This window comes from Nostoc sp. (genome assembly GCF_036917155.1).
Lineage (GTDB): Bacteria > Cyanobacteriota > Cyanobacteriia > Cyanobacteriales > Nostocaceae > Nostoc.
Window position 1 is genome coordinate 1 of the sequence record NZ_JBALDZ010000018.1, and the last position, 21976, is coordinate 21976.

Annotated in this window: 23 protein-coding genes; 13 read left to right on the forward strand and 10 right to left on the reverse strand. The window is 39.6% G+C overall.

Features of this window, described 5'->3' with window-relative positions; all coding sequences use genetic code 11:
• The first annotated feature begins 575 nt into the window (after positions 1–575).
• From V7K67_RS02325 to V7K67_RS02380, 12 genes are all read left to right on the forward strand, one after another.
• On the forward strand, positions 576–1550 hold the full coding sequence (locus V7K67_RS02325; RefSeq protein ID WP_334707843.1) for a hypothetical protein: 975 nt from the start codon (positions 576–578) through the stop codon (positions 1548–1550).
• A gap of 61 nt (positions 1551–1611) precedes the next feature.
• Positions 1612–1878 (forward strand): hypothetical protein, encoded by a 267-nt coding sequence (locus V7K67_RS02330; protein WP_334707844.1) that lies wholly within the window; start codon positions 1612–1614, stop codon positions 1876–1878.
• Positions 1879–1886: 8 nt separating this feature from the next.
• On the forward strand, positions 1887–2111 hold the full coding sequence (locus V7K67_RS02335) for a hypothetical protein (protein WP_334707845.1): 225 nt from the start codon (positions 1887–1889) through the stop codon (positions 2109–2111).
• A 258-nt stretch (positions 2112–2369) separates the two neighbouring features.
• Entirely contained in the window at positions 2370–3218 is an 849-nt protein-coding gene (locus tag V7K67_RS02340; RefSeq protein WP_334729085.1) for a NifU family protein, read from the forward strand.
• 578 nt (positions 3219–3796) lie between these two features.
• Positions 3797–5011: a hypothetical protein gene (locus V7K67_RS02345; RefSeq protein WP_334729084.1), complete on the forward strand. Its 1215-nt coding sequence runs from the start codon at positions 3797–3799 to the stop codon at positions 5009–5011.
• A 124-nt stretch (positions 5012–5135) separates the two neighbouring features.
• Positions 5136–7487 (forward strand): carbamoyltransferase HypF, encoded by a 2352-nt coding sequence (gene hypF, locus V7K67_RS02350; protein ID WP_335165118.1) that lies wholly within the window; start codon positions 5136–5138, stop codon positions 7485–7487.
• Positions 7488–7562: 75 nt separating this feature from the next.
• Positions 7563–7823 (forward strand): HypC/HybG/HupF family hydrogenase formation chaperone, encoded by a 261-nt coding sequence (locus V7K67_RS02355; protein WP_334729082.1) that lies wholly within the window; start codon positions 7563–7565, stop codon positions 7821–7823.
• A 180-nt stretch (positions 7824–8003) separates the two neighbouring features.
• Complete coding sequence (gene hypD / locus V7K67_RS02360) at positions 8004–9182, forward strand: hydrogenase formation protein HypD (RefSeq protein ID WP_334729081.1); 1179 nt, start codon at positions 8004–8006, stop codon at positions 9180–9182.
• 45 nt (positions 9183–9227) lie between these two features.
• Complete coding sequence (gene hypE / locus V7K67_RS02365) at positions 9228–10331, forward strand: hydrogenase expression/formation protein HypE (RefSeq protein WP_334729080.1); 1104 nt, start codon at positions 9228–9230, stop codon at positions 10329–10331.
• Positions 10332–10351: 20 nt separating this feature from the next.
• Positions 10352–10693 carry a hydrogenase maturation nickel metallochaperone HypA gene (gene hypA, locus V7K67_RS02370; RefSeq protein ID WP_334729079.1) on the forward strand — a complete coding sequence of 114 codons (342 nt, stop codon included), beginning with the start codon at positions 10352–10354 and terminating at the stop codon, positions 10691–10693.
• Positions 10684–11538 (forward strand): hydrogenase nickel incorporation protein HypB, encoded by an 855-nt coding sequence (gene hypB / locus V7K67_RS02375; protein WP_334729078.1) that lies wholly within the window; start codon positions 10684–10686, stop codon positions 11536–11538. The genes hypA and hypB overlap by 10 nt, the downstream gene beginning before the upstream one ends.
• 508 nt (positions 11539–12046) lie before the next feature.
• Positions 12047–13630, forward strand: coding sequence for an alpha-amylase family glycosyl hydrolase (locus V7K67_RS02380; RefSeq protein ID WP_335165121.1), 1584 nt, complete (start codon positions 12047–12049; stop codon positions 13628–13630).
• A gap of 109 nt (positions 13631–13739) precedes the next feature.
• Here the strand turns inward: V7K67_RS02380 and V7K67_RS02385 are convergent, their stop codons facing one another.
• The 8 genes from V7K67_RS02385 to V7K67_RS02420 form a co-directional block, all read right to left on the reverse strand.
• Positions 13740–14198 carry a hypothetical protein gene (locus V7K67_RS02385; protein ID WP_335165123.1) on the reverse strand — a complete coding sequence of 153 codons (459 nt, stop codon included), beginning with the start codon at positions 14196–14198 and terminating at the stop codon, positions 13740–13742.
• 9 nt (positions 14199–14207) lie between these two features.
• Positions 14208–15515: an AAA family ATPase gene (locus V7K67_RS02390; RefSeq protein WP_335165125.1), complete on the reverse strand. Its 1308-nt coding sequence runs from the start codon at positions 15513–15515 to the stop codon at positions 14208–14210.
• A gap of 139 nt (positions 15516–15654) precedes the next feature.
• Positions 15655–16029, reverse strand: a complete 375-nt coding sequence (locus tag V7K67_RS02395) for a hypothetical protein (RefSeq protein WP_334729049.1) — start codon at positions 16027–16029, stop codon at positions 15655–15657.
• Positions 16019–17026 (reverse strand): LLM class flavin-dependent oxidoreductase, encoded by a 1008-nt coding sequence (locus V7K67_RS02400; RefSeq protein WP_334729050.1) that lies wholly within the window; start codon positions 17024–17026, stop codon positions 16019–16021. Before V7K67_RS02400 ends, V7K67_RS02395 begins: the two co-directional genes overlap by 11 nt.
• 333 nt (positions 17027–17359) lie before the next feature.
• Entirely contained in the window at positions 17360–17722 is a 363-nt protein-coding gene (locus V7K67_RS02405) for a hypothetical protein (protein ID WP_334729051.1), read from the reverse strand.
• A gap of 393 nt (positions 17723–18115) precedes the next feature.
• Positions 18116–18427, reverse strand: coding sequence for a hypothetical protein (locus V7K67_RS02410; RefSeq protein ID WP_334729052.1), 312 nt, complete (start codon positions 18425–18427; stop codon positions 18116–18118).
• A gap of 2 nt (positions 18428–18429) precedes the next feature.
• Positions 18430–18711, reverse strand: coding sequence for a hypothetical protein (locus V7K67_RS02415; protein WP_334710959.1), 282 nt, complete (start codon positions 18709–18711; stop codon positions 18430–18432).
• Positions 18712–18750: 39 nt separating this feature from the next.
• Complete coding sequence (locus tag V7K67_RS02420; RefSeq protein WP_334729053.1) at positions 18751–19173, reverse strand: hypothetical protein; 423 nt, start codon at positions 19171–19173, stop codon at positions 18751–18753.
• A gap of 1029 nt (positions 19174–20202) precedes the next feature.
• On the opposite strand from V7K67_RS02420, the gene cysK reads away from it, so the two are divergent.
• Positions 20203–21162: a cysteine synthase A gene (cysK, locus tag V7K67_RS02425; protein WP_334729054.1), complete on the forward strand. Its 960-nt coding sequence runs from the start codon at positions 20203–20205 to the stop codon at positions 21160–21162.
• A gap of 145 nt (positions 21163–21307) precedes the next feature.
• Here the strand turns inward: cysK and V7K67_RS02430 are convergent, their stop codons facing one another.
• Positions 21308–21598 carry a type II toxin-antitoxin system RelE/ParE family toxin gene (locus V7K67_RS02430; protein WP_334729055.1) on the reverse strand — a complete coding sequence of 97 codons (291 nt, stop codon included), beginning with the start codon at positions 21596–21598 and terminating at the stop codon, positions 21308–21310.
• A complete protein-coding gene (locus tag V7K67_RS02435) occupies positions 21586–21924 on the reverse strand; it encodes a hypothetical protein (RefSeq protein ID WP_334729056.1) in 339 nt (112 codons plus the stop codon). Before V7K67_RS02435 ends, V7K67_RS02430 begins: the two co-directional genes overlap by 13 nt.
• Positions 21925–21976: the final 52 nt, after the last annotated feature.

The window sequence follows — 21976 nt, forward strand, 5'->3', positions numbered from 1 at the left end:
AAGGGTAAAAGAAGACATCCTGGCTGTACCAAAGAAGACCAATCAATTTTATACCCGCGATTTCTAATTGCCTAGTCTAACTCTCTGGGGATTCAAGGGAGCTTGTTTTACAGTTGATGAATATATTTTACACTTCGACAATGCCGTGGTGAATCTTTGGAGTATACAAAAATTGGCTGGTAAAATACTGTATATATGTATGTCAACAATTCAAGAAATAATATTTAAATTGTGTCCGTTCATGATACAAAAAGTATTTAAAAAATATTAGGTGTTTAAAGCTGACATTAATATTAGCAATTTCCCCCTAGAATTTTAGAAATAGGGTGTTTTATATTTTAGAGATTGGGGACTAGGTATTGGAGATTGGGTATTGGGTACTGGGAAACTCTTCCCTAATTCCCAGTCCTTAGTCACCAGTCACTAATCCCTCGTCTTAGACAAAAAGGGGAATTCCGCCTAAAGGACTCGAAGCCTGCGTAAATCAGTATGGCCCGTGATGAGATGCGATCGCGTGTTTCGATCATTCATGGGTGTTGGACTCAATTCCCAATTGGCTAGAGTACGGCAGAGTTATGACCCCCAGCATTACAGATTCGGCGGTGAAAGCTGCGGTAGCAGCTGTTGCATCGGAGTCAGCTTCAGCAGAAGAAAAAATCCAAATGCTGATTGAGATCGCACAGGGTTTTCAAAAAAAGCCCAAGACTGCCCAAGACTTGCGGAATGCAGTTGGCTTATATTACCGGGCCTACGAGATGTGTGGTGAGGAGTATCCCCTACTGAAAGCTAGGGCCCAAGTGGGGATGGCAGGGACGTTACAAGCAATACCGGATGCTGATTACCAACTGCTGATGCAAGCGAAAGCAAGTTATGAAGAAGCACTGCCAATTTTACAGCAATTAGCTTCACCAGAGGAAGTAGCAGAGACACAGATGAATTTTGGGCTGGTGTTGCAGTCACTAGTGCCCTTCAATTTGGCGCGGATAACTGACAGCATCCAGGCTTATCATGAGGCTTTGCGGGTGTTTACTTGGGAAGATTACCCCCAGGAATACGCAATTTTATATAACAATATTGCGATCGCTTACCTTTCTATGCCCCTAGCATCAGAACGGGAATACTTGCGTCAAGGGTTAGCTGTGCAATCATTTGAGGTCGCACTCAAGCATATTAATCTGATCGATCATCCCAGAGAATATGCCATGTTGCAAAACAACTTAGGTAATGCTTTGCAATATTTAGTGAGTTCCCATCCTGTGGAAAATAACTTACGTGCGATCGCAGCTTATGATGAAGCGCTAAAAGTGCGTAATTTCCAAGATACACCTCTAGAATACGCTAACACAATTTCAAACAAAGCCAACGCCTTATTCAACTTACCCGATGACTCAGAAAAACCAGAAGCGGGTAATCCTAATAATCTCTCAAAAGCTCGTGTTTACTATCAACAAGCCTTAGAAATATTTACCCAAAATCAACAAATAGGACAAGTAGAGATAGTAGCCCAAGCTTTACAAGATATTGAAGTAGAAATAGGAAACATGCAATAGGGCATTGAGCATTGATTATTCTCCCTCATCCACCCCCTCATCATAAGGAGAACAAAACAGCATGAGAGATATTTTAACAAACCATTCTGTGAGAGATTTTCTCACAAGTTTAGTAGATGGTGACTTGAACATAATAACAGGATTAGTGTGGATACTCATAGCAACAGCCTTATCTATGCTTGGCGGTGCCATTGGTGGAATGCTGTTAGCTGGAAAAGATATCGGCTATCAGCTTTCAGCAATGCTTGGTGCTTTATTCGCCCCTGCTGGTGTAATTCCTGCAATCCTATTAGGATTTGCCATACTTAATTTATTGACACATTATTAGGAGGAAACATGTTAGAACTTGGATGGTTTTCTGCTAAGTTATTTTTCAAAGGAAAATTACTACGCGACCCTATACATTTTGTCCAAAAAACTGCCATTGCGACCGCTATCGGTTCGTTACTGCTAGTGTTATTTGCACAAGCTGATATTCCCTTCTGCCTACCAATAACATTATCTAGCTTAGTGACAGGCTTGATTATGCCATTTCTCCTCAAAGATTTTAAAACGAAGTAATTTGTCATTGGTAATTTAGGAATAACCAATGCCCCTCATGAGTGCTGAGTAGGGAATCTCACTTTTTTACTCAGGACTGAGAACAGGCTAAATGCCCTGCTACCGCTATAGCGGTTCCCACTCAAATGCGGTACAAAATTATATCGCAAGGTGTAGGGGCAATTCATGAATTGCCCCTACGGGTGTACCTCACGTGAATGAGAACCGCTATAACGGGACTCTGAACTGTTTTGCCCAATGACTAATGACTAATGACTAATGACAAACCTTGAAGAATTAATTCAGGAAATTAACCGCTTTGAGGCAATTATATCCGAATGGGATGAAAGCCAACGGTGTGTAGCAGTCGGTCTAAAAAGAGCAATTGAAGCTTTGCACAAAGCAGCATTGACTAATTTAATTAAAAGCCTCAAGCAAGAATCAATGTCAGCATTGCGTCATGCTGTTAATGATGAGGTAGTATACGCAGTGCTGCTTTATCACGAACTAGTAAAACCACCAAAACCACCATTAGCACAACGAATTCAAACAGCCATTGAAGAAGTTCGCCCAGGCTTAAAAAGCCATAATGGAGATGTAGAACTAGTAGCAATTAAACCTCCAGATACAGTAGAAGTCAGATTAATCGGAACTTGTAGCAGTTGTCCAGCTTCTACTTTAACTTTATCTCAGGGAGTAGAACAGGCAATCAAAAATCATTGTCCCGAAATTACCAAAGTAGTTGCCGTCAATCATAACCCTACAGTTAATAACGCAAGTTTTGGTTTAATTAGTCCATTTTCATCAAAAATAACCTCTACTTGGATCAAAGTGGCAACTATTGATCAAATTCCTGAATTTAGTATATTGGCAGTACAACTTTCTGGTAATTCCGTGATTTTACACCGTCAAGGTATTACAGTAAAATGTTACCGAAATGCTTGTCCTCATCTAGGATCTGCTCTAGATAAAGGTAAAGTTGAAAATGGTATTATCAGCTGTCCTTCTCACGGATTTCAGTACAAGTTAGAGACAGGTGAATGCTTAACAGCACCGGATGTTTCACTTCAGGCATATCCAGTAAAAATTAAAGACGATAAGGTTTTTGTAAAACTGCAACAATCATGATGCAAACCTAAGTAGGTGGGTGAGAAAATTTATAACTATGTCGTTACGAACGTAACGAAGTAGAGTGAATCAATAGCAAGGTTTTCACCGCTTTTACTTTTCGTTACATAGTTAGGTTTATTTGTGCTTACCTACTTAACATACAACACTGCATTAGACGTAGGTTGGGTGGAGCGGAGCGCAACCCAACAGATATCAGGATGTTGGGTTACGCAAAGCCTCCACCCAACCGACAATTTTTTTGCAACTAAATGCTTTGTCAATAGACCAGATTTTTTTCTGATTTGTGTAATTAAGTTGTTCATTTTAGGGTTTTAAGAAAGCAAAATCAACTTTGACTTACTCAAAATGCCTTTTGACTTTCTTTTTTCAGTACATCGCGCACTCATGCCAAAAATTGCAATGTAGTAAAAGCTACTGACGGAAAACTATAATTCTTTTAGATTGATTAATACGAAAATTTCTTAAAATTTTTCTTTCACTTAATTTGAAAAAAACATAATGCAAAATTGTTACTGTTGTTACATGCTAATCAAGATTAATGTTTTTAAATAATTATCAGTGTCTATCTGCGGTTCATGGATATCCCAATCATAATTAATCCCATATCACAATTACCGCTAGAAGCAACAGAAATTTCTCAATATTTACCTCTATCACCTCAAGGTGCAGAGGTAATTTTAGGTAACATTATTGAACCACAAGAATTAGTTATACCTGTAGCACCTAGTCCCATAACAATGTTTGGGCCTCGTGGTGCTTGTTTGTTATCAAAAACCGGCCCTTTATGGGTATCAGATACAGGACATCATCGATTATTAGGATGGAAAAAATTACCCACACGAGATAGTCAACCTGCTGATTGGGTAATTGGACAACCTGACTTTTATCATGAAGGACAAAATGCTAAAAGTACACCGGGAAGTGCAACCTTAAGTGTACCAACAGGGATTTGTGCTTGTGCTGAAGGGTTAGCCGTAGCAGATGCTTGGAATCATCGAGTTTTAATTTGGAAAAATTTACCAGAAGATAACAATGTTCCAGCCGATTTGGTGTTAGGACAAGCTAATTTTATCGATAATGAACCAAATCGGGGAAGTCAACAAGCATCCGCCAGTACAATGCACTGGCCCTATGGTGTTTTCTATCATCAAGGACGGCTATTTATTGCCGATACTGGTAATCGCAGGGTATTAATTTGGCATCAATTACCAACAGAAAATGGTCAGCCTGCTGATGTAGTTTTGGGACAACCAGATATGATATCTCGCAATGAAAATGGCGGTGCTTCTGCAACCGCAGCGAGTATGCGTTGGTGTCACGATATTACCCTTTGGGGAGAAAATTTAGTTGTCAGCGATGCAGGTAATCATCGAGTGATGATTTGGCAGGGCATACCAACAGAAAATAATACCCCTTGTGCAGTGATTTTAGGACAAAAAAGCTTTGATTTTGTCGAAATGAATCAAGGGGTTTATTTGCCAAGCGCTAGTAGTTTGAGTATGCCTTATAGTGTCGGGGTGGCTGGAGATTGGTTAGTAGTTGCAGATACAGCTAATTCTCGGTTGTTAGGATGGAGAAAGCTAAAATCGATTTTATCATTGCAAGGTGCAGTGGCAGATGGGTTAGCAGGACAAATAAATTTTCAAAATAAAGGTGAAAATCGTAATTTCGGACTGCCTAAACGAAATAGCTTAAATTGGTGTTACGGGATAAAAATTTGTGGTAATACAGCAGTGATAGCTGATTCTGGAAATAACCGAATTTTGCTGTGGCAGTTTAATAATTCGTAATGACGCTCGTTCGCCCTTGGCGTCTCCCCTTCTCCCAAAGGGAGAGGCTAACGCCAAGGGAGAAGACTCGGCTTAGCTACGCTAACGTAATTCGTAATTCGTAATTTTGTAAAGTCAGATTTATATGCCGACTGAAGAAATTAGAGTTCATGGTACTGTTCAAGGAGTAGGATTTCGCCCTACTGTATATCGTCTGGCTAAAGCCTGTGATTTGCGTGGAGATGTTTGTAACCATGGACAAGGTGTATTAATTAGGGTATCTGGTAGTGAGAAAGCAATAACAGAATTTATTGCCAGATTGCAAACAGAATGTCCACCTTTGGCAAGAATCAATCAACTAACAAGAATTATTTATGAAGGTGAATTGACATTTGATAATTTTGTGATTTCTACTAGCGTCAGTAATGCCATCAAAACAGAAATTACCCCTGATGCAGCCACTTGTTTGCAATGTCAGCAAGAAATATTCGACCCCTTTAGCCGCTTTTTCCGTTACCCCTTTACTAATTGCACTCATTGCGGCCCCCGCCTGAGTATTATTCGTGCAATTCCTTATGACAGATGCAATACCAGTATGTCTGCGTTTGCCGTATGTTCAGAATGTGGCAAGGAATATCACGATGTCGAAAACCGCCGTTTTCACGCCCAACCTGTAGCTTGTCATGTTTGTGGCCCCACAGCTTGGTTAGAACGCACCGATGGTAAATCGGTTACTGCTTCCATGTTTTCGATGTTGGATGATGTTGATGCCGTTTGTACATTGTTGCAAAAAGGTGAGATTGTGGCAATTAAAGGGTTAGGTGGTATTCATCTAGCTTGCGATGCAACACAAGAAACCGTTGTAGAAAAACTGCGTCAGCGAAAAAAGCGCTATCATAAACCCTTTGCTTTAATGGCGCGGGATATTGAAATAATTGAACAATATTGTATTGTCAACGCCAAAGAAAAAGAATTATTAACCAGTTCTGCTGCACCAATTGTTTTATTACAAGCTTCAGATAAAAAACAATTAGCATCATCAGTTGCATTAGGGCAAAGTAGCCTCGGTTTCATGCTTCCTTATACGCCCCTGCATCATTTAATTCTGCGGCGGATGAATCGCCCAATTGTTTTAACAAGTGGCAATCTTGCCGATGAACCACAATGTATTGATAATGACGAAGCAAGAGAAAAGTTAGGAACAATTGCTGATTATTTTCTCTTTCACAATCGAGAAATTATTAATCGGGTAGACGATTCAGTGGTGAAAGTTATCAGCGATAAAGTTCAAATAATTCGCCGCGCCAGGGGATATGCACCAACATCAATTAGTTTACCATTAGGATTTCACAATGTACCGCAAATTTTAGCAATGGGTAGTGAGTTAAAAAATACCTTTTGCCTATTGCGTGAAGGAGAAGCAATTCTTTCTCAACATCTGGGAGATTTAGAAAATTCTGCCGCTTTCAACGCTTATCAAGACACTTTGAATTTATACTTAAATTTATTTGAGCATAAACCAGAAATAATTGCCATTGATAAACACCCTGAATATCTCTCAAGCAAACTTGGTAAAGAACTTGCGGGCGCAAATCAAATCAAAGTTTATCCAGTTCAACATCATCATGCCCATATCGCCGCTTGCATGGCAGAAAATGGGATTCCTTTAGATTCACCTCCAATATTAGGTATTGCTTTAGATGGTTTAGGTTACGGCGACGATGGTACATTCTGGGGTGGAGAATTTCTTCTAGCAGATTACCGGAAATTTCAACGACTAGCAACATTTAAACCAGTAGCAATGATTGGTGGTGAACAAGCAATTTATCAGCCTTGGCGTAATACTTATGCCCAATTATTAACTGCTAACCTTTGGGATGATTGCGAAGAGAAGTATTCTGATTTAGAAATATTTAAGTTTTTGAAAAACAAGCCACTTAAGCTACTCAATCAACTTATAGAGAAAGGGATTAACTCTCCTTCAGTTTCTTCAGTAGGTCGATTGTTCGATGCAGTGGCAGCGGCTATCGGTATTTATAGAGAAGAATGTAGCTATGAAGGACAAGCTGCGATCGCAATGGAAGCTATAGTAGATGTTAGTAGCTTAAATAATGATAAAGAAACGCTGATCTATCCTTTTAGTTTTAGCTTTTCAGATAGTATTTATTGTATAGACCCGCGTCAAATGTGGCAAGCCTTGCTCAATGACTTACAGCAGCAGATTCCCCAACCAGTTATGGCTGCCAAATTCCACAAAGGTTTAGCGAATGTGATTGTGGAAATGGTTAAACATCTTACTCAAGAAAATCTGATTAATCAGGTAGCATTAACAGGAGGAGTCTTTCAAAATTGTATATTGTTAAAGGAAGTTACCAAACGATTAGAAACATTGGAAATAAAAGTACTTACTCACAGCTTAGTTCCCGCTAATGATGGCGGGTTATCTTTAGGACAAGCAGTGATTGCAGCCGCACAATTAATACATGTTGATATTTGACAATCTTTTTCTCACCAATAATTCTCTCTGCGTTCTCTGTGCCTCTGTGGTTAGTTCATCTTCAACAATAAAAAAATGTGTTTAGGAATCCCCGGACAAATTGTAGAAATTACCAACGCTAACCATAAATTAGCCATAGTTGACATTGGTGGTGTTAAGCGCCAAGTAAATATTGCTTGTATCGTAGATGAACAACATCCCCCCGAAGCTTGTATTGGTGATTGGGTGCTAGTACATGTTGGCTTTGCCATGAATCGAATTAACGAACAAGAAGCAGCAGAAACATTACAACTCTTCCAAGAATTAGCAGTAGCACAAGCAGGAATTAGTACTTAAATAATATTTTTTCTCACGCAGAAAAATAGTTTGAAACTTCCTTCTTTCTTTTCTTCCTTCGCGCCCTACCCTGCGGGAAGCCACTTCGTGTCTATGCGTCCTTTGCGGTTCGTTAAAAAAAACTTTCTACCACACAAGCGAAATTAACAGATACATAAAACTCACTACTCCTCACTCCCCATGAAATATGTTGACGAATTCCGCGAACCAGAAAAAGCTGAAGCCATCCGCCGCGAAATCGCTAAATTATGCCATAGGCTAGAAAAACCCATCAAAATCATGGAAGTATGTGGCGGGCATACCCATTCCATATTTAAATATGGTATCGAAGAAATATTACCCCAAACCATTGAACTAATTCATGGGCCTGGTTGTCCAGTATGCGTGATGCCAAAAGGGAGATTAGATGATGCGATCGCAATCTCTCAAAATCATAACGTCATCTTTGCCACCTTTGGCGACGCCATGCGAGTTCCCGGTTCCAACACCACATTACTGCAAGCCAGGGCACAAGGCGCAGACATCCGTATGGTGTATTCTCCCTTAGATAGCTTACAAATTGCCAGAGATAACCCCGACAAAGAAGTAGTTTTCTTCGCATTAGGCTTTGAAACCACAGCCCCCAGCACCGCCTTCACCATCCTGCAAGCAGCCGCCGAAAAAATTCCTAACTTTAGTATGTTTAGCAATCACGTCCTCGTGATTCCCGCCCTCAAAGCACTATTAGATAATCCCGATTTACAACTAGATGGATTTGTTGGCCCTGGCCATGTCAGCATGGTAATTGGCACTGACCCATATCAATTTATTTCTCAACAATATAATAAGCCAATTGTTGTCTCAGGATTTGAACCCTTAGATATTCTCCAATCAATTTGGATGCTATTGCAACAGTTAGTAGAAAATCGTTGCGAAGTTGAAAACCAATATAACCGAATTGTAGAAAAAACTGGGAACACAGTAGCCCTGCAAGCCATAAACAAAGTTTTCGCCGTCCGAGATAGTTTTGATTGGCGCGGCTTAGGTGACATTCCCTATTCAGGATTACAAATTCAACCTGAATATGCCCGATTTGATGCCGAACTTAAATTTACCATTCCTAACCTCAAAGTAGCCGACCATAAAGCTTGTAAATGTGGAGAAATTCTCAAAGGAGTCTTAAAGCCTTGGGAATGCAAAGTATTCGGTACAGCTTGCACGCCAGAAACACCAATCGGTACTTGTATGGTATCTTCCGAAGGTGCTTGTGCAGCCTATTACAAATACGGGCGACTCTCCGCAATTGCCAAAAGAACAATCGCCCAAAAACCAAAAATAACTCAAGAACCCCTCCCCGCCTGCGGCTTCTCCTCAGAATAATACTTAGCATACCTCTGCGTTCCTTTGCGTTAAAAAAAGTTTAATATGAATATTTCCCCCACAAACCCAATACAAAATCCTCTATTCCAAAAAATAGAACAAGCCCGCCGCCACCAAGTGAAAGTACGAGACACTCATATAACTCTCGCACATGGTAGCGGCGGTAAAGCCATGCGTGATTTAATAGATGATATCTTTGTCAGCAATTTTGATAACCCAATTCTCTCGCAACTAGAAGACCAAGCCAGCTTCAACTTAACCCCTCTTCTACAACAAGGAGACAGACTCGCATTTACAACAGATTCTTATGTTGTAGACCCGTTATTTTTCCCCGGTAGTGATATAGGAGAATTAGCCGTTAACGGCACAGCAAATGATTTAGCTGTCAGCGGTGCTAAACCTTTATATTTAACTTGTAGCGTAATTTTAGAAGAAGGATTACCTGTCGAAATTTTACGCCGTGTCGCAAACAGTATGAAAGCAGCCGCAGAAAAAGCTGGTGTTCAAATTGTCACTGGTGACACAAAAGTTGTACATCGAGGTGCTGCCGATAAACTCTTTATTAATACTGCTGGTATTGGTATCATTCCACGAGGAATTAACATTTCCACCCACAATATTAAACCTGGAGATGCAGTAATAATTAATGGCGAAATAGGTAATCATGGGACAGCAATTTTAATTGCTCGTGGAGAGTTAGCCTTAAAAACTAATATTGAAAGTGACTGTCAGCCATTGCATAGTTTAGTAGAAACTATTCTCCATATATGTCCTCAAATTCATGCTATGCGAGATGCTACCCGCGGTGGTTTAGCTACAGTCTTAAATGAATTTGCTCTCAGTTCAAATGTGGGAATTCGCCTCTTTGAAGAATCTATTCCAGTACGGGAAGAAGTCAACGGAGTTTGTGAAATTCTCGGTTTAGACCCATTGTATTTAGCTAATGAAGGTAAATTAGTTGTAGTGGCTCCAAAAGAGAATGCTAACAATATTTTATCTGCGATGAAATCCCACCCAGCAGGCAAAGACGCTTGTATTATTGGCGAAGTTATTACCTCACCCCCAGGTATCGTATTATTAAAAACAGCTTTTGGTGCTGAAAGAATTGTTGATATGTTAGTAGGCGACCAATTGCCACGAATTTGTTAATATTTAATAGATTTTATAGTATGCACGAACTTGGAATTACTCAAAATATTGTGGCAATTGTGACTGAAAATGCCAAAGGTGCAAAAGTGCAGCGAGTTTTATTAGAAATCGGCAAACTTTCAGCCATTATGCCCGACGCTATCCGATTTTGTTTTGATATTTGCACTCAAGGCACTATTTTAGCAGGGGCGAAATTAGAGATTGTAGAAATTCCCGGTTTAGCAAAGTGTCGCCAATGTGGTACAGAAATTTCTGTAGATAAACCATTTGGTATTTGTAACTGCGGTAGCGTGCAATTAGATTTAATTGCTGGTGAAGAACTAAAAATTAAAGAAATAGAAATAGAGGAATTATGTGTGTAGCCTGCGGTTGTTCTGATGATGGTGAAGCTAAAATTACCAATCTAGAAACAGATGAAGCGGAACATAAGCATCATCATACTCACACTTTACCAGATGGTACTGTCATCTCTCATTCCCACAGTCACGACACTCATGTAGAAGCGCCTCAAATTCATGCCAAAATACACAATACAACGATATCATTAGAACAGGATATATTGGCAAAGAATAATTTAATAGCAGCCCAAAATCGGGGATGGTTTAAAGGTCGAAATATTCTCGCCTTAAATTTAATGAGTTCTCCCGGTGCTGGCAAAACAACTCTTTTAACACGAACCATCAATGATTTAAAGCAGCAATTACCTATTAGTGTCATTGAAGGCGACCAAGAGACTGCTAATGATGCCAAAAAAATTAAAGAAACAGGTTCTAAAGTCATCCAAATCAACACGGGAACAGGCTGTCATTTAGATGCATCAATGATAGACAGGGGTTTACAACAACTGAATCCACCACTAGACTCAGTTGTGATGATTGAAAATGTCGGAAATTTGGTTTGTCCAGCCTTATTTGATTTGGGAGAACAGGCAAAAGTAGTAATTCTCTCGGTTACAGAGGGAGAAGATAAGCCGATAAAATACCCGCATATATTTCGTGCTAGTGATGTAATCATTCTCACTAAAATTGATTTGCTGCCTTATGTAGATTTTGATGTTCAAAAATGCCTAGAATATGCTGTGCAGGTAAATCCCCAAATTAAGATTTTTCAGGTTTCTGCAACTACTGGTGTAGGGTTAGATAATTGGTATAAATGGGTAACTGAAAATCAAGACAGGAGACGCGATGAATCGCCGTCTCTACAATAATCAGGCGATTTATCACATCTTTGTGATCTAGAATTTATTTGCATCAAAAAACCTTAACCGAACCGTATTGAAAAAGGGACTGGGGATTAGGGACTGGGGACTGGGAAAACTTGGAAGGGGGTTAGACTGCTGTATGTGATTGCTGGCTAACGGTGAAGTTGTGCGGCGACAGTCAGCTTTTGACTCCCTACCAATTTAAACTCGCCCTGTAATTGTTGCGCCAGCTTGATAGAGAGAGAAGTCTTTCCCATCCCACCCATTCCTAACAAAGCCACAAGCCGACAACGATCGACTAAAATCCACTTTTGTAACTGAGCTAGTTCTTGTTGTCTTCCGTAGAAAAAATCAACATCGATTGCATCTCCCCAATCTTGATACGAAGAAAACTTTGCGTCCCTCTGCGTTTAAACTAAAACCAAAATCCCTCTAGGGGTTAATGGAAAATAAAAGTACTTTTTATAACATTACAGATGCACACTTCCATTTTCCTATCAGTGCGTAAATCCTCATGGCAAAAGTTGAAGAATTGACACCCCAGCAACTCTCCGAAACAGACCTGAAACCACGAGGGAGAATTTATCCGAGTCCTATCAGTTGGCGCGACCAGTTTTTGTACCAATTGATATTAGATAGATTCAGTGACGATAATGAAAATCAAAGAGAACTTTTTGACCACACCAACCCTTCAAAATTCCAGGTTAAAGACAAAGCCGACTGGATGGCAGCAGGTACGGAGTTTGTAGGTGGTACTCTTAAAGGAATTAAGAGTAAGTTGGACTACTTGCAGCGATTGGGAGTAACAACGCTGTGGATTAATCCACCTTGGCAACTACGTTCTGAGTTAGAAGCTTACCACAGCGATCGCATCCAAGAATTTTTAGATGTTGACCCCCATTTTGGCACTCGTCAAGATTTAAGAGATTTAATTGATGCTGCCCACGATCGCCGGATGTATGTCATCCTCGATGTAGTATACAACCATAGTGCTGATAACTGCTTCAACAGAGATGACGTAATTGCAACACTAGCCAGAGTTTATCAATATTGGATTGCTCTTTCAGACTGCGATGGCTTGCGGATAGATAGCCTCAAGCACATTTCTCCAGAAGATTCGCGCAAATTCTGCACCGCAATTCGCGAATACGCCGAATCTATCGGTAAAGAAAACTTTTTACTAACTGGAGAAATCACCTCCGGTAGTATGGCTAGTGCATACATAGACATTATTGGGCGTAACCTCAGTGCTGTATTAGACATCGTGCAGTCCCCTAATGAATTGACCGCATTAGCAAGGGGATTAGTACACCCAAAGCAATTTTTTGATTTGTATAGCGAAAACAATCTTGCTGGAGAATACCGCCAAGTTGGGATATATCATCTCTCCATCTTGGATGATGGTGAGATGTCATTCCGTGCCAATAAGCAGCGATTTGCCGCATACAGCAATGTACCTAATCTCTATGAGCAAGTTGCCCATGCTGTGGGTGTGCAATTAACAATGCCAGGAATTCCTGTTATTTATTATGGAACAGAACAGGCTTTTGACGGGAATGAAGGTTATCACGATTACAGCATAGAAGGTGAACGGTTTGCGGAAAATAGATATATCCGAGAAGCAATGTTTGGCGGTGCTTTTGGAGCATTTCAAACAGCCGACTGTCATTTCTTCAATATCGACCATCCTACCTATTTGCGGATAGCTGCGATCGCGCGGATTCGCAACCGTCACGATAAAATTGGCAAAGCACTACGCCGTGGACATCACTACCTGCGCGAAACATCCTTTCACAACTCCCCCTTCTCCATTCCCGGACAAGGCGAATTAGTTGCTTGGTCACAAGTTTTATTTGACACAGAAGTGTTGATGGTGCTGAATACCAACGGCTTAGAAAATCGGCGTGCAGAAGTGACAGTAGATACTTACACGCATCTTCAAGACTCAATTATGACTTTTTTATACAAAAGCGATTGGAGCAATGCCGATTTACGTAATCCACGGCAGAATCAAACTGTAGCTGTGCAACATCACGATGATGGTCGCGCAACAGTGGAAATTGATTTACCTCCTTCAGGTATGGCAATTTTGGCGTAAGCTAACACCAGCATTTGGGCAAAGCTTTGGGATAAAAACCTGGTTTAAACTTATAAACTTTTACCAGAAGCTTTGCCCCTGGAATTACTAAATATCTATGTTCTAATTTTTATATACTTTCTTGTAAAACTTGACTCATGTACTTTACCAACTCACGACTATCGTCACCATTATGTTTCTTGAGCCGTTTCTTAAGTTTAATTTCGGTAGAACTGTTGATATTAGGGCTTGGTGTTCTATTTAAAACAATCCGGGCATAAATTTTAAAATCCGGAATCTCATGCATAAGTATGCTAATGGATAAATCTATCTGAACAAGTGCTTTTTTTAAATCCTGTCCCTTTAATTCCACAAAAAATGCTAGTTTATCTTGACAATTCAAAATTAAGTAATCGCATTTTTCCCCTTCTCTAATTAAACAGTTATCTACCCTAATTTTGCAAAACTCTTTACTGCTTCCATTAGTAACTCTATATTCTTGTGAATTACCAGAATCTCTGACAACTATTGTTTTTCTAGTATCACAATAGTCCGTACATTCACTTTTTCTAAAAAAATCGTTACACATATTTAATATTCAGTTGTCAAGGTTGAATAAATCATGAAACTTGTTATTAATTATACTTGAAGCACTATCTATTTTTTCTGCTTGAATAAGTTTAAGCTCTTCATCAAAGATTGATTCGCAGCGATTTTCAGAGATAAAATAAGCTGAAGTACTATTTGGATCAATCCAAATATTCCTATTTACAATACTCTCCACAGCTTCTTTATCCATACCAATCTTATTGGTACCAATTTGGTAAGCATATAACAGATTGTTAAAAGACGATAGAATATATGGACTGTGGGTAGTTACAACTATTTGATTATTATTAATATTTGCTAATAAACCAATAAGTTCTACTATATCACTTTGTGTTTCTGGATAAAGATGTGCTTCCGGCTCTTCAAATACAATGAAGACACTTGTTCCATCTAAAATATATCTAAATATAAGTAAAAGAATCCACACCGACTCTTGTTGTCCGGAAGAGGCATATTGTAGTTTCACATACTCTTTGTCATTTAGGTAAATTCTTTCGCCATCAGATTCAAATCGATATTCACCTTTCAGAATTTTTCTAATAATACTAATAGCATATTTAACCTCATTTAGATTAGCTGTTTCAATGCTCAAACTCTCTCTCTCTTCAATTAATAGATTTAATGTATCTCTGAAAGAAAGTTTTAATCGATTTATTCGCTCTACAAAAGATTTCATAAAGAAATCTAAAGTATATGGTTTTATATCCTGAAGCTGATCGGCCAAAGTTGATATTAGGCTTCTACCAGATGGTATAAATACTGTAGCTCTTGTATCTTCAAATAAATCATCAATATGTGATTTAATAGATTTGAGATATTGTATTTTTTCCAAGTCGATTTCTAATGTTTCATCTAGAGTTACATAGCGAGTTTGACTTCTTGACATCCTTTCGTTATAATTACGCACATTCTTAAATATCACATTCATATCATCCAAAATATTGGAATTGAATTTCACCTCTACATAACCTTGAGAGTTTAAAGAAATTGTCATTTCTTTTTCATTAGAGTAGTAGTATTTCAGACTAAAAGGCTTCATGTGCTTAGTTGTACCAAAACAATCTACAAATCTCTTTTTGAGATGTTTTGAAAACTCATTAATAGGTCGCTCAAGCTGATCGTTAGTGACATCTAATATGAATTTACTTAGTTCATCTTTAATAGATTTAAATAAGAAAATTGACTTACTAAGTGTACTTTTCCCGCTTGCTTGCGGGCCAATTAAGAGCATTACATCCTTGACATCTGCTTCAAATCTATTGATAGGTCCAAAATTTTCTATAGATATTCTTTGCACAACTATGACAATTCAACTTAGATTGAAGTACCAAATTACTAGTAAAAGTGTAACATAATATATATTGCAACACCCTGCACTTTAGGAGTACAGGGCGTAAAACAGCTATATTTTGTGTGATTCCCAGTTTCTATTTACCTCAAAGCCAATCTCGATAAGCTGATATTTCATTTACGCTGATTTCAAATGGCGTTCCTTTGCCAAATGGCGGATAAACGCGGATTTTGCCATTACTGGCAAACCGTTCTAGCCTATTACCTAACTGGGGAATATTGCTGACGATATGCCAGTAAGATACTAAGTCAGGGCAATCAATAATTAATGTGAGGATGCTAGCCTTGGTTGTGAGATACCACTGACAATTAGATAATAGGACTCGCGTAATGCGATCGCAAGCTAGATAAAAGCATCTGCCAGTAGACTGTTCTAGCTCCATTTGCAGCATTCCATCCTGTTTCGTTACCTCAGTGGGAGGTAAATCATCGGGAGGAAGCAAGTATAGTTTAGAAGACATAATTTCGCACCTCTTGGTTGTAGCGCGTCAAACTGTCCAGGTTTTTTTGCAAATCCGCAGACGAGGGTTTGAGTGCTAGCGTACCTAAATTTAATTCGTCCTGAAATTTCTTGATTTTGTCTCGACAAGTCTCCACATCACCGATAATTGAATTCTCAATCAAATAATCTTCATCGAAACAAATATTTGTGCGATCGAATGGTTTTTGGTTGGGATTCGCACTATTTTTCAATACTTCAGCCGAATTAGCTTTCATTTTCTGGCTAAATTGGCGAACGAAAGGTAACGCTTCACTCACTGCCTCGTCAAATGTTTTGCCAACAAAAAAGAAGCGTGCCAACACTAATTTTTCCGCACCACTAGAATTTAAGGCTCGATATTTGCTAACAGTATCCTTCAATCTCTCTAGGGAAAATGGCGGCCCACCCATCAAGCTGAAGGAATGTTTAGCAGCCAACTCGATACCATCATCGCCGCCAGTGGCAACATACACTGGTATTTGACTCTGCAATGGTTTTGGGTAAATGGTCAGGCGATCGCATTGAAAATATCGCCCATTAAATGATACATCAGTTTCATATAAGAGCTTTTGAATCAGTGCGATCGCCTCTAGCATCTTGGGACGGGCTTCACTTGGTAGGGTCGCAAAATGCTTATTTTGTTGAGGAAAGGGGCCGCCTTTGGCAACTCCAAATAATAATCGTCCATTGCACAAGTTATCCAAAGTGGCAATATCTTCCGCCACCCGAATTGGGTTATGGAATGGCAGTAACACCGCCGCAGTGCCTAATTGGATAGTTGAAGTCAATCCTGCCAAGTGTGCCATTAACAGCAACATAGATGGGCTGAGATTGGATTCACTAAAATGGTGTTCGCTTACCCAAGCTTCCTCAAAACCCAAGCTTTCAGCCTGTTTTACCAGCGCGACTTGCTCAAACATGGCACGATGAGCATCTTGGTGAAAATTATCGTAATTGCAGAAAATTCCAGTTTTCATTACTTATGTTGATACTTTGTATTCACCGTAGGTGCTGGTTATTCTAGTGGTCGATAGGTTTGTAGTAAGCACTTTAGTGCTTAAATTTCTCTACAAAAGCATTTACTACCCCTTCGGGGCGGGAGTAGGGAGTAGGGGAAGAAATTAGCCCTCGATTTAGGTTTAAAGCCGTACTTCGTCCCGCTACGCGCTAACGCCTGCAAGTGGCGCGATCAAATCCTTATATCGCATATTGGTTGAAACCCCGCCCGATGTTAAGCCTGATTTGTTTCCCTACTCCCTACTCCCTACTCCCTATTCCCTTTCATCCCTCTCAATTAATGCCATGAATCACTAAGTTGCAACCCACTGCAACTCCAACCATAGACGTGGGTTGTTCTCTTTGACTTTCGACATCGGATCGCGCAATAATCGCTTGGCATTCATACAAACAACCTGGATTAAACCCATATTGCCTGCTACTTCTCTGAGTATTTCTTTTTGAGCTTGCACACAGGAAATCATTTCGTCAGAGCAATAAATTCCTATATATTGCAAACGTCTGGCAGGTCGTCCCCAAAAACAGGTGATGACTTTCACATAACACCCACCCAGCAATTCCCCAACTTGCGGGTAGTAATGGTTGACGACTCTTGTGAATTCTTTGGCTAAGATATCTTCAGCAATCATTGGAACTGATATTTCTGTAGCATCCATCACGCTATTTAATATAACATAATTTTATCAATTAAATATGACAGAATAGCTGATTAGGTTTAAATAAAATCTTAAATATTGCAAAAAAAAGAGGTGTACCTTATTTGGTATCACCTCCGATTGGCGGAAAGCATTTTTATATTGAATGAAGTATCAAAGTATTGGTTTAAATACCCTTATTCTTGGCGAATATAATGATGCCTCCGGCACGCCAAGGGCGAACGCAGCTATACGAGACTTTACCCACCTCCGTGGGTTTCAAATTCCTAGAGTCCGCGCAGGCGGACGAAAGTTTGTGTAGCCGCGATTTCTAATCGCCAGGCATATTTGTAAAGGTGAGATGCTCCCAAATACTATGATGTTGAATTCTAATTTTTGAATGTTTAATTATTATTACCGAGCATTGCGCTCACAAACTAAGACCTCTGCTACGATATCCGGCACATTTACAAAGTCGGCAAATCCTTCAGATCCACGAATTGGTGAAATAAATGTATAGTTTGGATCGCACACTCCATTGTCATATACTTGAAGAAACCACCGATCGGGAAATCCTTCTACACCTAGCTCCACAGTGTACCAACTCTCGCCAATCAGACGAGAGTTAAAGATTGTGAACCACTCTCTGTTCTCTTCTGAAATATTCCAATCTGCCATCAGCAGTTCTAGAGCTATTTGTCCCGCATCCGTTGAAGTCAACAGCATTTTTACTCCTTATTTGCAACTTCAGTATTTGCAACTTCAGTACTGGGAACTTCTGGATATAAACCTAATTCTTTCGCTAACTCACGCGCCACAAAAAATAGAAATTGGGCACCATCTTGATTGCCTTCATGGGCAAACATAGTTGCTACTTGTAACATGGTTTGTACTAAACCAGAATCAATCAATTCTGGCTTAGATTCCAAAATTTCTGGTTCTTGACCGTTAGGGCATCTGAGTAACTCATCAATCAGATTAAAATATAGGCTTTGACGTTGTTCTGTCATGGTCATTTTCTTGATTTGAGTGAGTAAATTGTGAATGAGTTACTGTTCGATACTTTGCTGCCACAGCCTTTCTAACATTTCAACTTGTTCTTTTAAAACAGCAGCACGATGAACCAGATATCTGTCGTAAAAGAGAATCCCTAACCCAACACAAATTGGGGTTAATAAGAAGAACCATTGCAGGATAGTGGCAAATTTATATTGTTCAGCAACAGTCAGCATTTGATGAACCACATTACGATCAGAGGATGGAATACTAGTCTGAGGGGAATGTGTACCCTCTATCTGGGGAGCCAAGGCGGGAGCATCTGTAGTAGTGTTGTTAACTTGGTAAGCTAAATTCTGAGATTTTACTAACTCTAGATGTCGCTCCCAAATTATGCCAAATACTACTAGTTCTGGTGAAAGCACTGCTAAGGTAACGACGCAAACTGTAAGAACATTTAAAAGTTTGGCTTTCATCTTGGCTCTCCCTTGCTAGGTAGTATGCACCCAGTAAGAAAATATCTTTTGCTGTTTATCTAAAGTAGTTAGATATTTCTACCTATGAAACAGTTTTGATATTAAAATATGTGTAATTGGTAATTTTCACAATCATTAGTTGTCAGTTATTTTTCTAAACACCACTGACTACTGACTAATAAAAAGTTACCACCTTTTTTACAAAACGTAGGATTATTCAGTCAGAAATAACGCACTTAGATTCGGGAATCTGGTTTCATCCTACTCTCAAAAGAGAGATTAAGAAGTCCCCCCTAGTTCACTCAGCTTTCGCTCAGGAATGTTGGGGGGTAGAGGGGAATCTCTGCGTAAATCCTATACGATTTATATCAGCCGCTCTCCACAAAACAGTTTACCCCAGCCCTGTTAAGATTATTAAATTCATTAGAATAGTACTCAAAGCTTGTAATCCGCCCCTGATAAGTCTTATAAAAATTAATTGGGGTATGGGTGCTAGTGTTTTTAGAACGGGGTTCTAGTGTTTTTGAGGTGGGGTTCTGGTGTTTTTGTACTCAACCTAAATGCAATGTAGGCAATGCTTAAGGACTATTTAGGATGCAATTTTGGGCTGAGAAAATCTGCACTCAAAAGAAAATATCAATGTCTCTTGATAAAGATAAACCAATAAGTTAGGAAAAACAATTAAATGTTTTAAAAGTCAATGGTATTTCCATAACAAATAGAAAGTATGGAAAATAATGCTAAAAATTATGCAATATATACAGAATATTAGAAACCGAATTTCAACCCAAGGGGCAATAGTCATTAATTCAAAATGGTAAAATAGAAGAATGGCAAGCTAGACCTCGCCGAAGTGAAAGTCAATAGGAACGTCTGATAAAAGTTCTTCCTAAACTTTCATATTTTGTGCTTTAGTTAGAATACATAGTATATGCACTCATTGACACTAAACTGCAAATTAAATATATAAAAGCTTATTGTTATAAGTAAATACTCTGTACTAATATTTAGGATTTTAGGAGTTAAATAATGCGAATTGCTCAAGACATAACCGAACTGATTGGACGAACTCCTTTAGTTCAACTGAACAAAATTCCTCAAGCTGAGGGAGTAGTAGCAAGGATAGTTGTTAAATTAGAAGGCATGAACCCAGCGGCTTCGGTAAAAGACCGCATTGGGTTAAGTATGGTACTCTCGGCAGAAGCGGCTGGCTCAATTTCCCCAGGAAAAACCATTTTAGTTGAGCCTACTTCTGGGAATACAGGAATTGCTCTAGCAATGGTAGCAGCAGCACGTGGCTACCGTTTGATTTTGACCATGCCTGAGACAATGAGCCAAGAACGGCGGGCTATGCTGAGGGCTTATGGTGCAGCTTTGGAGTTGACACCAGGCGCGGAAGGTATGCGGGGAGCAATTCGCAAAGCCGAAGAAATTGTGGCTAAGACTCCCAATGCTTTTATGCTGCAACAGTTCCGCAACCCTGCGAATCCCAAAATTCACCAAGAAACTACCGCCGAAGAAATTTGGACAGATACAGACGGGGAAGTAGATATCGTCATTGCTGGGGTAGGTACTGGTGGGACGATTACTGGGATTGCAGAAGTACTCAAACAGCGCAAGCCGACTTTTAAAGCGATCGCAGTTGAACCCAGCAACAGCCCAGTCCTCTCTGGTGGTGAAGCCGGGCCACATAAAATTCAAGGTATTGGCGCCGGATTTATCCCCGATGTTCTCCGCCTAGAATTGGTTGATGAAGTAATTAGAGTCAGCGATGAACAGGCGATCGCTTATGGGCGACGTTTGGCAAAAGAAGAAGGCTTATTATCCGGGATATCCTCTGGTGCAGCTTTATGTGCTGCAATTCAAGTAGGTAAACGTCCAGAAAATGCCGGACGTTTAATTGTCATGATTCAGCCTTCCTTTGGTGAACGTTACCTCAGCACACCCATGTTTCAAGATTTATCTTTAGAAACTGCTGGGGTGCGTTAAGGAGACAGAGGGATAACGGAGTACTCCCTGTCCCTCTCATTTGGCTCTAGCATTTCATTCGGTGCTTGTCCCTTGCTAGCTTTGCCAATAGCGCCGGCACTTCCGAAAGAGTATTAATATTGTGCCCATCATATAAAAATTAATACTAACGAGGTCGATTCTCTCGCCCGTTATAGACGCGTAAAATCACAACATCATTCTCAAGAATAACGTAGTGAATTATAAAACCGTATTTACCAAAAGAAACTAAAAGTTTTCGTGATCCTGCTATTTCATCTATAATCGCACCTCGACGAGGATTCTGCTGTAAACTCTCACCTGAAGAGACAATTGCTTGTACTGCCCGTGCCGCTGCATCAGCATTATTAAGTTTGATAAAATCGTAATGACGATTTAAGTCGTCAATTGCAGTTAGAGTCCAAACTATCTGGGACATGGGCGTTCGGTATCAGTTCCTAAACTGTCTGCCCATTCACGCACAAGGTTATTCGCTACTCCTGAACCTGTGCGAAGGTAAGCTTCGAGAGCAGATTGGCTCTTCTGAATCATTTGGGCTTCAGTAAGGGGTTGAAAATTTAATGCTGCGTCTATCTCACCGTACTCAAATGATTTTTCTGTGGTTTGATTTGTTAATAACTGCTCAAAATCTTCTAAATCCTCTGATGGACTAGTCAGCCATGTTAACAGGAGAGTTTTTACCTGTTCTGAGGGTAAAGTTTCAATATGCTCTAAAATTTGCTGCTTAATATTACTTGCTGTCATAAGCTTTGAATTTTTGTAGTAGTTCTGCTGTAAATACTATCTAAATTTTAGC